9 protein-coding genes are annotated in these 12,782 nt (G+C 73.1%); 7 read left to right on the forward strand and 2 right to left on the reverse strand.

Annotated features, from left to right (window positions below; translation table 11 throughout):
* Window positions 1-50 precede the first annotated feature (50 nt).
* Entirely contained in the window at window positions 51-2,204 is a 2,154-nt protein-coding gene (locus tag C4U44_RS04460; protein WP_160144973.1) for an ATP-binding SpoIIE family protein phosphatase, read from the reverse strand.
* A gap of 617 nt (window positions 2,205-2,821) precedes the next feature.
* Between C4U44_RS04460 and C4U44_RS04465 the strand changes: the two genes are divergently transcribed.
* Genes C4U44_RS04465 through C4U44_RS04475 form a run of 3 tightly spaced genes read left to right on the forward strand, consistent with a single transcriptional unit; the run spans window position 2,822 to window position 6,007 of the window.
* Window positions 2,822-3,595, forward strand: a complete 774-nt coding sequence (locus tag C4U44_RS04465) for a hypothetical protein (protein WP_146088193.1) — start codon at window positions 2,822-2,824, stop codon at window positions 3,593-3,595.
* Window positions 3,596-3,618: 23 nt separating this feature from the next.
* The gene (locus tag C4U44_RS04470) at window positions 3,619-5,229 is read left to right on the forward strand and encodes a hypothetical protein (RefSeq protein ID WP_103884293.1); all 1,611 of its coding nucleotides are present in this window, start codon (window positions 3,619-3,621) and stop codon (window positions 5,227-5,229) included.
* Window positions 5,230-5,233: 4 nt separating this feature from the next.
* Complete coding sequence (locus C4U44_RS04475; RefSeq protein WP_235031806.1) at window positions 5,234-6,007, forward strand: TIR domain-containing protein; 774 nt, start codon at window positions 5,234-5,236, stop codon at window positions 6,005-6,007.
* A 23-nt stretch (window positions 6,008-6,030) separates the two neighbouring features.
* On the opposite strand, the gene C4U44_RS04480 is transcribed toward C4U44_RS04475, so the two are convergent.
* On the reverse strand, window positions 6,031-6,867 hold the full coding sequence (locus C4U44_RS04480; RefSeq protein WP_103884294.1) for a macro domain-containing protein: 837 nt from the start codon (window positions 6,865-6,867) through the stop codon (window positions 6,031-6,033).
* Window positions 6,868-7,098: 231 nt separating this feature from the next.
* Here C4U44_RS04480 and C4U44_RS04485 point away from each other — a divergent pair, with 231 nt between their 5' ends.
* From C4U44_RS04485 to C4U44_RS04500, 4 genes are all read left to right on the forward strand, one after another.
* Window positions 7,099-8,508 (forward strand): macro domain-containing protein, encoded by a 1,410-nt coding sequence (locus tag C4U44_RS04485; RefSeq protein WP_103884295.1) that lies wholly within the window; start codon window positions 7,099-7,101, stop codon window positions 8,506-8,508.
* A 495-nt stretch (window positions 8,509-9,003) separates the two neighbouring features.
* Complete coding sequence (locus tag C4U44_RS04490) at window positions 9,004-10,908, forward strand: carbohydrate-binding module family 20 domain-containing protein (RefSeq protein WP_103884296.1); 1,905 nt, start codon at window positions 9,004-9,006, stop codon at window positions 10,906-10,908.
* Between the two features lie 176 nt (window positions 10,909-11,084).
* On the forward strand, window positions 11,085-11,945 hold the full coding sequence (locus C4U44_RS04495; protein WP_103884297.1) for a class II fructose-bisphosphate aldolase: 861 nt from the start codon (window positions 11,085-11,087) through the stop codon (window positions 11,943-11,945).
* A 5-nt stretch (window positions 11,946-11,950) separates the two neighbouring features.
* A complete protein-coding gene (locus tag C4U44_RS04500) occupies window positions 11,951-12,757 on the forward strand; it encodes an HAD-IA family hydrolase (protein ID WP_103884739.1) in 807 nt (268 codons plus the stop codon).
* Window positions 12,758-12,782 lie beyond the last annotated feature (25 nt).

Genomic DNA, 12,782 nt, shown 5'->3' on the forward strand with positions numbered 1-12,782 from the left:
CGCGCGGCCCGCCGGCCGGTCCGTTCTCATCCGACGCACCTGACGTGGTGTCAATTGCCGTTGAGCAGCTGCTCGGTCCAGATGGTCTTCCCGTCGGGCTTGTAGCGGCTGCCCCAGCGGTGGGTGAGCTGGGCGATCAGGAACAGGCCGCGGCCGCCCTCGTCGGTGAGGCGGGCGCGGCGCAGGTGCGGCTGGGTCTGGCTGGGGTCGGAGACCTCGCAGATCAGCCGCTGGTCCCTGATCAGCCGGACGCCGATGGGCGCGCCGGCGTAGCGGATGGCGTTGGTGACCAGCTCGCTGACGATCAGCTCGGTGCTGAACGCCAGCTCGGTCAGTCCCCAGGCGTCGAGTTGGGCGGTGACGCCGGACCGCACCTCGGCGACCGCCTCGGGGTCGGCGGTCACCGTCCAGCCGGCGGTGCGGTCGTCGGGGAGGGCGCGGGTGCGGGCCAGCAGCAGCGCCTGGTCGTGGTCGGGGGCCGGTTCGGACAGCAGGCCGAGCAACTCGCGGCCGGTGTCCGCCATCGAGCGGCCGCTCGCCGCGGCCGACCGGGCGGCGTTCCGGACCGCCTCCGTCCTGCGCAGCTTCGCCGGGTCGTTCCGCTGGGGGCGGCCGTCGCTGTGGAAGGTGAGGATGTCCCCGGCGTCCAACCGCAGTTCGGTCATCTCGAACGGCCCGCTCCCGGTGCCCAGCGGCGGGCCCGCGTTGACCTCCACCTGCTCCGCCACGAGGCCGCCGGCCGGGGGGCGTTCGACCGGGTCCTGTCCTTCACGAACCTCCCCGGCGGACCCGGCCCCGGCGGTGGACGCCCGCACCAGGACCGGCCCCGGGTGTCCCGCCGACGCGATCAGGCAGCGGCCGGTGAGCGGGTCGTAGGTCGCGTACACGCAGCAGGCGCCGCTCAGGGCGCCCTCGATCCCCTCGTGCCGGGGGCCGCTGTCGTCGGTGCTGGAGAACCGCACGACCAAGTCGTCGAGGTGGCTGAGGAGTTCGTCCGGAGCCGGGTCGAGGTCGGCGAGGGTGCCCACCGCGGCCCGCAGCCGTCCCATCGCCGCCGTCGCACCGAGCCCGTGCCCGGGCACCCGGCCCACGAGGAAGGCGACGCGGGCGGAGGACAGCTCGATCACGTCGAACCAGCTGCCCCCGATGCCTTCAGGGGTGCCGCCCGGCACGTACACGCCGGACGTCTCCGCAGCTGTGCCGTCGCCCACCACCCGCGGCAGCAGGCTGCGTTGCAGGGTCTCGGCGGTACGCCGCTCCTTGGTGTAGCGGCGCGCGTTGTCGATGCTCAGGGCGGCCCGCGAGGCGACCTCGTCCGCGAGGCTCGCGTCGGTCTCGTCGAACCGCCGGCGGTCCCCGCTGCGCCAGAGCAGCACGGCGCCCAGCACCAGGCCGCGCGCCTGCACCGGCATCAGCAGAAGCGACGTGGCGGCCTCCGGGAGCAGCAGCCGGGTGCGCTCCTCGTTCTCGGACAGGATCGCGCGCACGTCGCGGAGGTCCGCCAGGAAGCCCGCGGCGCCCCTGCGCACCTGCTCGCCGGTGGTCTCGCCGAACGTCAGCGTGGCGCCGAGCGGGTAGACGTCCTGCGGCCACGCGCCGACCGCGGACACCGCCACCCGGCGCAGTGGCGTCGCACCGGTGAAGGGGGCCGGTTCCTCGCCCTGGAGCACGGCGTGGGTCAGGTCGACCGAGGCGAGGTCGGCGAAGGCGGGGACGAGCACCGCCGCCAGGTCCTCGGCGTTGCGGGTGATGTCCAGCGACCCGCCGATCGCCGCGGCCGACGCGTAGAGCAGGTCGGCCCGCTCCTGCGCCCTCGCGCCCGCGACCGGGGCCTGCGGACGGCTCAGCGGACCGTTCTCCGCCTGCGCGGCGGGCAGCGCCTCGGTGGAGCCCTCCTCCGCCCGGACCGCCTCCTCCGCGCCGCCCTGCGCCATCCGCATGAGCAGGAACGCGCCGCGCGGGCCGCCCGACACGAGGACCGACACCCGCAGCCGCACGTGGAGGGTCCCGCCGCCGGGCCGCAGCAGCACCACTCCGCCGGTGTTCTGCCGGCCGCCGACCGCGCCGGAGGCCAGCACCGCCCAGGTCCGCGGGTCCTCGAACATCTCCACGACGTTGCGCCCGCGCAGTTGCTCCGGGCTGCATCCGAGCAGGTCCGCGGCACGTCCGGTGCAGCTCACCACCGTCGACCGGGCATCCACCACCAGCGCAGCATCGCCCCGCGCCCGGCGTGCCAGACCCTCCGGCCCGCCGGCGTCTCTTCGTCGCCCAGGCCCGCTCGACCCCATAGCACCATTGAAACCCGTGCCCCGGCGCCCCGCGCGGTGGGAATCCCGCCGAGGTGGCGCGGTGCGTCCCGGGCGGCGCCGCCGCGAGCGACCGCGCCGGAGGGCCCCGTAACCGGCTGATGCACCCCGCGGCCGGACCCGGGGAGAACACCGGAGAACGCACCCGGAGAACGCACCCGGAGGACGGGCCCGGGCGGGGGCGGCGGTGGGCCGGGGGAGGGCGCGCGCGGTGACAGGGGCGGTTGCTGCTGCGGGTGGGGCGCGCGGGTGCCGGCGGAAGCGGATCGGAAGCGGATCGGAAGCGGAGAGCGCTGGCCGCGGAAGCGGTCGTGCTGGTCGCATCGACGCATGGTGAAGCGGTTCCGCTTCGCCACGCACCGGGCACCGGCGGTGCCGATCGGGCACCGCGCTTCGGCCGTCAGCGGCCTACTGAAATATGACGATGAATCAGCAGCCGTACCACATCGCCGGGTTGGGGCGTGTAAGCAGGTCGGTGAGCGCGACGGCGCTGTCCATCAGCGATGGAGTGGCACATGAATGACCTCGGCACATCCGCCGGTTTACCCGCTCAGCCCCGCCCGCCGGAGGCGCCCCAGCCGCCCCCGCCGCCCAACGCGCCGCCCCCGTACCGGGCGGTGGGCCTGACCCTCGACGCCGGGCCGGTACGCACCCGCGCGCTGGTCGTGATCGGGATTCCGCTCCTGATCGTCCTGGTGCTCGGCGTGTGGGCCGGGTCCGGGTCGGGCGGGTCCGGCTCCGGAACCTCGCAAGGCGCCCCCGTGAGCGCCCCGTTCGGTGGCACCTCCGGCACCTCCGACACGTCGCAGGGGCAGCCCGCGACCGCCGAGCCGTCGGCCACCGAGGCGACCGACCCCTTCGGTGGGGCGCCCACCCTGCCCTTCGGCGCGGGAACACCGACGGGTACCGACACGGCGGGCACCGATCCCGGCCTCGGCGGCCCGGCGAGCACGGACCCGGGCGTGCCCGAGGACTCCGGATCACCCTCGGCGTCCGCCACCGTCGGCCCCGCCGAGGTCGTCACCGCCTACTACGACGCCATCAACAACGGTGACTACCAGCACGCGTGGGACCTGGGCGGCAAGAACATCGACGCGAGCTACGCCGACTTCGTCAAGGGCTTCGCACACACCAGGACCGACACCGTCACCGTCGGGAGCGTCTCCGGCGGCCAGGTCTCGGTCACGGTCGACTCCGTCCAGACGGACGGCACCCGGCACTCCTTCAGCGGTACCTACCAGGTGGCCGGCGCGGTCATCACCGGCGGCCGGCTGATCCAGGTCGGCTGATGAGTCTCAACGGAGGAAGTCCCATGTCGCACACGCCGGTTCGGGAGCACGCGACGAGCAACGCCACCCGGCTGCTCAGCGCGGGCACGTATCTCGACCCGATCTACCGCAGATCAGTGATCAAGGAGCTGATGGGCAACCGCTTCCGGGTGGTGGCCCCGGCCTTCGGGTACGACACGGTCTCGGTGCTCGCGCACGCCCTCGCGGCGCACAAGCTGCGGCGCGACCAGCTGCTGGCGCTGGCCGCCGGCACGGTGCTGCTGGTGGTGCTGATGGTCACCGGCGCCATCGGGGTCGTCCTCGGCCTGCTGACGCTGGTGTGGCTGGTCTGGGCCGCGGCGTTCCTGCGCCGGATCGCGACCCTGCGGGTGCTGACGAAGTACCTCCGGCCGGCGGACGGCAAGGGGGGCACGGGCGGCACGGGCGGTTTCGACGGCGGGTACCCGCTGACCAGGGCCCTCACCGACGACCTGGTCCGGAAGGTGGCGGCGGAGCAGTCCGCCGACCGCGGGGTGGTGCTGTACGGCGGCTACCGCCCGTTCGTCGGCGCGGGCGTGCAGGTGCACCGCTGGTCCAACGCCGAGTTGCTGGTCGGCGCCCGGCTCGGGCTGCTCGACGAGGGCTTCGCCGACCCGGCCGCCATGCCGCCCGGGATGCTCGCGCACGTGGCCGCCCTGGTGCCCGAGCACGTGCCGGAGCACCTGTCCGGCGGCGGGACCGCGGCCGGCACCGACGCGCCGCGACGCAAGGAGGTCATACCCTTCACCGTCGACAAGATCACCGGCTACGTCGCGGCCCGGATGACCGCGGAGCTGCACGACGAGGCGCCCCCGCAGGAGCGGATCGAGTCGCTCACCGTGGAGCGGCGCAAGTACACCACCGCCGTGGTGACCACGGACCGCCCGCTGCGCGAGTGGGAGCCGGCGCCGGACGCGTCGGCCGCGCACTGGGACGAGCGCTACGACGCGGCCCGCGAGTACCTGTGCGTGCGCGTCGGGTCGTGGGACGAGGAGCTGGTCGTCTCGATGTTCGTCGGGTTCGACCTCAAGGGCAACACGCTGCACACGGAGTTCTACACCTACGTGCTGCCGCCGCTGATCCGGAGCTTCCACCTCGCCGACCGGCTGCCGCCGCGGCTGGGCGGCCGGCTGATGGCCCGGGTGGCGTGGCACGTGGTCAGGAGCGCCCCCTCGGACCTGGCGCGGCTGGTGCTCAACCCGCTGCGCGAGCGGCTGCCCCGGCGGCTGCGGCGCGGCCGGGTCCTGGTGGAGGTGGACCGGCCGATCGACACCAGTGAATTCCGGCTCGGCCGCTACGCGTTGACGACCGTCAACCGCGGTGCGCTGCTCAGCGTGCGGGAAATGGCCACCCGCCGCGACTTTCCGCACTTCTTCCAGGAATCGGACACGATCAAGTACACCCGAATCGTGGAGCGCCGGCTCCTGCAGATCATCCGCACGTTTCTCGCCGAGCACAACGTCGACCTCGCCGACCACGACGCGCAGCAGCTGAACATTCTGCAGCAGCACTTCGGCGACAACAACAACAACTCCGGCACCGGCAACACCATGAACACCCGGACCGGCGGCAACCGGACGTCCGGCGCCAACTCGCCCATCCGCAACGGAGCGTGAATTCATGAGTCCCATCAGGCGCGTTCACTACGGGGACGACAACAACAACTCCGGCAGCGGCAACACCATGAACACCCGGACCGGCGGCAACCGGACGAGCGGGGCGAACTCCCCGATCCAGCTCGGCCCGCCGGTTCCCGCGCCGCCCGTTCCCCCGCAGCCGGCGCCCGTCCAGCCGGCGCCCGAGGCCGGATCCGGCGCCGACGCGGGCCCGGGCGGCGGCCGCCCGTCCGCGCCGGGCCGGACCCGCCGGGTCTTCGTCGTGTACGGGCGGGACGAGCAGGTCCGCCGCGAGATGTTCGAGCTGCTGCGGCGGCTGGACCTGCGCCCGCTGGAGTGGGAGGACCTGGTCAGGGCGACCGGCCAGGCGTCGCCCTTCCTCGGCGACGTCGTCGCGCACGCCCCGTCCCAGGCGCAGGCGGCGCTGGTGCTGCTCACCCCGGACGACGTGGCCCACCTCCACCCGAGACTGGCCGGGCCGAACGAGCCGGAGTACGAGAGGGAACCCACCGGCCAGCCGCGGCAGAACGTGCTGATCGAACTCGGCATGGTGCTGATGGCCTACCCCGAGCGCACCCTGATCGTGGAGGTGGGCGCGCTGCGGCCGGCCGCCGACACCGCCGGCCGCAACGTGATCCGCTTCGACGGCTCGGAGGCCGCGCTCGGCAAGATCGTGCAGCGGCTGAAGCAGGCGGGCTGCGAGGTGGACGACACCGGCTCCGACTGGCGGCAGACCTGGCCGTTCCGGCACCTGGACGCCTACGACCGCACGCCCTGACGGAAACGTCGACCCGACCCGCGTCAGGTGCCGCCGAGCCCTGACGCGAGGGTGGCGAGGAACGCCTCGACCTCCGGCACGTTGATCCTCGCCAGATCGGCGGGCCGGAGCACCACCCGCAGCTCGCGGCAGATCGCCCGCTCCCGCGAGTGCGCCACGAACGAGAGCAGGATCAGGCGCAGCAGGCTCTCCTCGTCCAGGTAGTCCAGCCGGGACAGCCCCGAGCCGATCAGCGGCATGGCCACGCACTCCCGCTGCGCGTGCCGGTGGACCGCGTCCCACAGCCGGTTGAGGCTGTACCAGAACTCCTCCACGCTCGAACTCGCCACGTAGTCGTTGCCGATCCGGCTGTACGCCGAGGCGAAGACGAACCGGGGGCGGGCACCGAGGACCGCCACCGTGCCGACCGGGTACCGGTCGAGCTTGCCCAGCGGCTTGCGCTCCGGCGCCTCCCGGGCGGACGGCGCGACCGCGGCCAGCGCCGTGCTCAACTCCCCGTCCAGGCGCTGTACATCACCGCCGTAGCGGCGGGCCAGCAACTGCCCCTGCACGCTGGTGTCGTTGATGAGCAGGCCGCCGCCCTCGGCGGTGTCGAAGGTGTCGCTGAACCCGACCACGAGGTGGCCGGGCTGCTCGAACAGGTCGCCGGCCTGGACCACCACCGTCATCGCCGGGTGCCGGAACTCCTGCCGCACCACGGACTTCGTGCGGGCCCGCACCGCCCCCCAGGCGACACCCAGCGCCACCGACGCGAGGGTCACCGCGCCCGGGTCCGGGAAATCCCGCGGAAAGAGCTGGTCGAAGAACTGGACGGCCGCGGATATTCCGCCGAATGCCGCCATCGTATTGCGCAGGAACACCCGGCGGACCCGCCGTGCGCCCGTAACGCGCCCCCATGCGCCCGTGATACGCCGCTGTGCGCCGGTGAGCGGTCGGCTGCCGTGAGGACGCCCGATCCCGGGCGTTCCACCCCTTCGCGAAATTCCCGAAAGCACGGCCCCTCCAAGGCATTTTGCTATGCTGCGAACACCGCTTCCGGAAGAACGCTCTCAACCGGCGCGGCGCGAAAGACGAAGCGTCGGGAGATTCGCATGGCGCATATCCGGGTGAGCGTCCTGGGACCGGTGAGGCTCGAGATCGACGGCGTGCCGGCGCATCTGACCCCGCTCACCACCCGGTTGCTGGTGCGACTGGTGGCGGCCGACGGGGAGCCGGTGCCGGTCCGGACGCTGCGCCGCGAGGTGTGGGGGATGACCGCCGAACTCCCCGGCCAGGCGCAGCGCGATCGCAACGAGGTGCAGAAGCGCGTCCTGGAGTTGCGCCGCACGTTCGATCCGGACCGGACCGGCGACGGCGCCCGCGTGCTGCGCACCGTCCAACTGCTCACCGCCCGCGGGCCGGAGAGCGCCTATCGACTCGTGTTGCGGGCCGAGGAGTTGGACAGCGCGGAGTTCACCGAGCTGGTCAACGGCGCCCTGCACGCGGCTCCGGCGACCGCGGCGCGCGGCCTCGCCGACGCCCTCGGGATGCTGCGCGGCCGGCCGCTCGCCGAGGCCGACGGCGAGCCGTTCGCCGCCCCGATGACCCGGCGGCTGGACGGCCTGCGCGACGCCGCCCGCGAGGCGTTCATCCGCAGCCAGTCCGACCTCGGCCGGCCCGACCTGGCCCTCCCGGTGGCCGAGCGGATCGCCCGGGAGCGGCCGGACGACGGGCCGGCGGCGGCCCGACTCGCCCTGCTCCGTGAGCGGTTGCGGGAGCGGCACGGCGGGGAGCTGCTGCGGCACCGGGTCCCCGGGCGGAACGCCGACGTCGTGCTGGTGCGCGGCGACCTCTTCGACCAGCTCGACGCCAACCTCGTGGTCGGGTTCACCGACACCTTCGACACGTCCACCGAGCAGGACGTGGTGATCAGCCGGGAGAGCGTGCAGGCGCAGCTGGTGGAGCGGGTCTTCGGCGGGCAGCGCCGCCTCCTGGACGACCGGCTCCGGCTCGGGCTGCGGGCGCACATCCCGGTCGGCACCGAGACCGCCCGGGACAAGCCGCGCGGCCGGCGCACCCGCTACCCGATCGGCACCACCGTGGTGCTGCCGGTCGACGGGCGGCGGGTCTTCGCGACCGCCTACTCCCGTCTCGGCAACGACCTGGTGGCCCGTGCCGACCCCGCGGACCTCCGGCTCGCCCTGGAGCGGCTGTGGCCGCAGGTGGCCAGGCACGGGCTGTTCAAGCCGGTGGCCGTTCCGCTGATCGGCGCGGGTCTGGCCCGGGTGGTCGCCCTCGACCGGGCCCAGCTCGCCACCCTGGTCATCGAGACGTTCGCGGACTGCTGCCGCCGCGACCCGGCCGTGGCCCGCGAGCTGCGCATCGTGATCATGCCGGGCGAGCTGGCGGCCATCGACCTGGCCGCGGTCGAGAAGTGCCTGCGGAACCTGGACGGCCCGGCGCCCGCGGCGTCGGTCCGGACCCCCCTGCCCGGCGCGGCCGGCCCGCGCGACTCCGGCTGAGCCGCGCGGACCCGGGCCGGCCCGGCCCCGGCCCCCGACCCCGCCCGCGGCCGCGCCCCGCACACCCCCTGCCCCCGCGGGCCGCGCACCCCTGCCTGCCGCCGCGCCCCTCGTGCCGGGCGGTCGCCCTCTGCCCATCGAGCATCCCCATCACGCGTTCGCGCGTCGCCCCGGTGCCGCCGGGCCGTCCACACCGATCGCACCACCGCTTCCGCTTCCGCCGGCAGCCGCGTGCCGCTTCCGATCCGCTTCCGGCCGCCCGAGCCGCCCCGATCCGGCTGCGCAATCTTTCTGCAATATCCGGAAAGGCGTTGCAGTACGTCTTGACGGGACCTCCGGGTCGGAGCATGGTCTACCTCGCGTTCAACCGCCGTGTCCGCCACGGCGATTGGCTCCGGGGCCCACGGGCGGTCCCGGGCCGCCCGTCCGAGGCGCGTCGGAGCCGGGTGGCCGCGTACGCATGCCGCCGTCCTCCACCATCAGCGGGAGCCACCCATGCTTCGCTCACCTGACCGCGCCGATCCCCCCCACCGCGCCACGCCCCCGTCCGCGCCGCAGTCCGCGCCCCGTTCCCGGCGGGAGGGCCAACCGGGCCACCGCCGCAAGGCCCTGCTTGCCGCCGCGGCGCTTCTGGCCGGCACCGTCGTGCCGCTCGCCGCCGCGCAGGCCACCGCGCACGCCGCCCCCGCCCCCGTGACGGCCGCCGCGAGCGGCGGCAACGGCAGCGACGTGACCGCCAACCTCTTCATGTGGAACTGGTCGTCGGTCGCGAGCGAGTGCACCGACCAACTCGGCCCCAAGGGCTACGGATCGGTCCTCGTCTCCCCGCCGCAGGACTCGATCCGGCTGTCCGGCGCGCACCCATGGTGGGAGATCTACCAGCCCGTCGGCTACGACCTGAACAGCCGGATGGGTACCGAGGCGCAGTTCCGGTCGATGGTCACCACCTGCCATGCCGCGGGCGTCAAGGTCTACGCCGACGCGGTGATCAACCACATGTCCGGCACCGACCAGTCCAGCACCGACTCCTACGGCGGCGACGGCTTCGACGTCGGTGCGAAGTCCTACGGCCAAGTCCCCTACGATTCCTCGGACTTCCACACCTCACCGGCCAACTGCCCCAACTCCGACATGGCCATCGACGACTGGAACAGCCAGACCCAGGTCCAGGAGTGCGATCTGGAGGGCCTCGCCGACCTCTACACCGAGACCGACGACGTGCGCGGCAAGATCGCCGGGTACCTCGGCAAGCTGATCGGCTACGGCGTGGACGGCTTCCGGATCGACTCCGCCAAGCACATCAACCAGTCCGACATGGCGAACATCGAGTCCCGGCTGCCCGACACCGCCTGGGGCGCGCGGCCGTACGTCCTCCAGGAGGTCGCGCTCGGCGGCAGCGGCAACCTCGCGCCCGGCGCCTTCGAGTCCAACGGCAGCGTGATCGGCTTCGACTACGCCAACGCGATGAAGTCGCAGTTCCAGGGGAACATCGCCAACCTCAGGACGTTCGGGCAGAGTTGGGGCCTGGAGCCGTCCGACAAGGACGGCGCGATGGTCACCAACCACGACACCGAGCGCAACGGCAGCACCCTGAACTACAAGGACGGCTCGCAGTACACGCTGGCCACCGAGTTCATGCTCGCCTGGGGCTACGGCGCCCCCACGGTGTACTCGGGCTTCGCGTTCAACGGCTCCGACGACTCGCCGCCCGCCGACGGCAACGGCTACGTCACCGGCACCGACTGCGCGTCCCCGGCATGGGTGTGCACCGACCGGGGGCAGGGCGTCGCGAACATGGTCGGCTGGCACAACGCGGCGCAGGGCCAGCAGGTCGCCAACTGGTGGGACAACGGGAACAACGCGATCGCGTTCAGCCGCGGGAACGCGGCGTGGATCGGCATCAACAACAGCGCCGACGCGGTGACCACCACCTTCACCACCGGCCTGGCCGCCGGCACCTACTGCGACGTCATCCACGGCGACCCCACCTCCTCCGGCGGCTGCACCGGGTCGACCGTCACCGTCGGCAGCAACGGCACCGCCACGGTGACGCTGCCCGCGCACGACTCCGTCGCCCTGTACGGGACCGGCACCTCGGCCGGCCCGCCGTCCGGCACCGTCGCGGAGACCTTCCAGGTGTCCGCGACCGCGCCCGCCGGGCAGAGCGTCTACCTGGTCGGCTCCATCCCGGAACTGGCGAACTGGGACCCCGCCCAGGGCATCCCGCTCGCCTCCACCGACGGCACGCACTGGACCGGCACCCCGAACCTCCCGGCGAGCACCTCCTTCGCGTACAAGTACGTCCTCAAGGACGGGTCCGGGAACGTGACATGGGAGCCGGGCGACAACCACACCGCGAGCACCGGCAGCGGCGCCGGAACGCTGAACGACACCTGGTAGCAGGGCGGACCCGGCAGCCGGGCGGCGGCACCGCGCACACGCGGTGCCGCCGCCCGCGAGCGTGCCGAGAAGGTCAAAGGACGCAGGTCAGAAGGGTGCTGCCGGCTCCTGAGTGGCGAGCACGGACGGTCAGGCGTGCAATGGAACGGAGGGAGATCCGAGTTCTGGAGGCACCCGTGCCCGTCGTACCTCTGGCCGACATCCTGGCCGACGCGTTCGAACGGCGCTACGGCGTGCCGGCCATCAACATCGTCAACGACCTCACCCTGGAAGCCGTGCTGGCCGCGGCCGTGGAGCGCTCGTCGCCGCTGATCGTGCAGACCTCCGTGAAGACGGTGAAGTCCGTCGGCAGCGAGGTGCTGTACGCGATGTGGACGTCGATGACCGCGGGCATCGAGGTGCCGGTCACCCTCCACCTCGACCACTGCCCGGAGCGCGAGGTGATCAGCGAGTGCCTGCGGGTGGGATGGAACTCGGTGCTCTTCGACGCCTCGAGGATGCCGGTCGAGGAGAACACCCGGCAGACCGTCGAGGTCGTCGCCGAGGCCCGCCGTTACGGTGCGCACGTCGAGGGGGAGATCGAGTCCATCACCGGTGTCGAGGACGGCATCGGCAGCGACAAGGCCGCCGAGCAGCAGGATCTCGCGGTCGCGCTGGACTTCCTGCGCACCACCGGGGTCGACGTCTTCGCCCCCGCGATCGGCAACGCCCACGGCTCCTACCGGCAGTTGCCGGTGCTGGACTTCCAGCGGGTCTCCGACATCATCGCCGCCTACCCGATCCCGATCGCGCTGCACGGCGGGAGCGGCCTGTCCGACGAGCAGTTCCACGACCTGATCGGCCGCGGCTGCGCCAAGGTCAACATCTCCACCGCGCTCAAGGAGACCTTCATGAAGTCCGGTCTGGTCTTCCTCCAGCAGGCCGCCGAGCGGCAGAAGTGGGATCCGCCGTCGCTGTTCCGGGCCCAGCGCCAGGACGTGGTGGAGCTGGCAGGTTCGTTGATGACGCTGTTCGGCAGCGCCGGCCGGGCCGGGTGAGTGCGGTGCCCGCCCTCGTCTTCGACTGCGACGGCGTCCTGGCCGACACCGAGCGCTACGGTCATCTGCCCGCGTTCAACCGGACGTTCGAGGAGTTCGGGCTGCCCGTCCGCTGGACCGACGAGGAGTACGCGCGCAAGGTCAAGGTCGGCGGCGGCAAGGAGCGGATGAAGACCCTGCTGACCCCGGAGTTCCTCGCGCGGGCCGGACTGCCCTCCGACCAGGCCGCGCTCGACGCCGAAGTGGCCCGCTGGCACCGGCGCAAGACCGAGATCTACACCGGCATCATCGCCGGCGGCAGCATCCCGCCCCGTCCCGGGGTACGGCGGCTCGCCGAGGAGGCACACGCTGCGGGCTGGCCGCTGGCGGTCGCCTCCACCTCCGCCGAACCGTCCGTGCGCAGCGTGCTCGAACTTGCCGCCGGCCCCGAACTCACCCCGCACTTCAGCGTGTTCGCCGGAGACGTGGTGCCGAGCAAGAAGCCCGCGCCGGACATCTACGAGTACGCGGTGACCCGACTCGGTGTCGACCCGCTGGAGGTGCTGGTCGTCGAGGACAGCCACAACGGGCTGCTGGCCGCGGTCGGCGCCGGGCTGACCTGCGTGGTGACCACCAGCGCGTACACCGGCGAGGAGGACTTCACCGGCGCCGCCCTCGTGGTCGGCTCGCTCGGCGACACGGGTCCGGACGCGACGGTCACCCACGTGCTGAACGACCCGTTCGGCGCGGACCCGCGACCCTACGTGCGCCTGGCCGACCTCTCGTTCCTGCTCACCGCCGCCAGGGGTCCCGGGCCGGACCGACCGGGTTGAGGCCGCGGGCGCCGGGGCGGCAGCG

The sequence above is a fragment of the Actinacidiphila yanglinensis genome (genome assembly GCF_900107965.1).
Lineage (GTDB): Bacteria > Actinomycetota > Actinomycetes > Streptomycetales > Streptomycetaceae > Actinacidiphila > Actinacidiphila yanglinensis.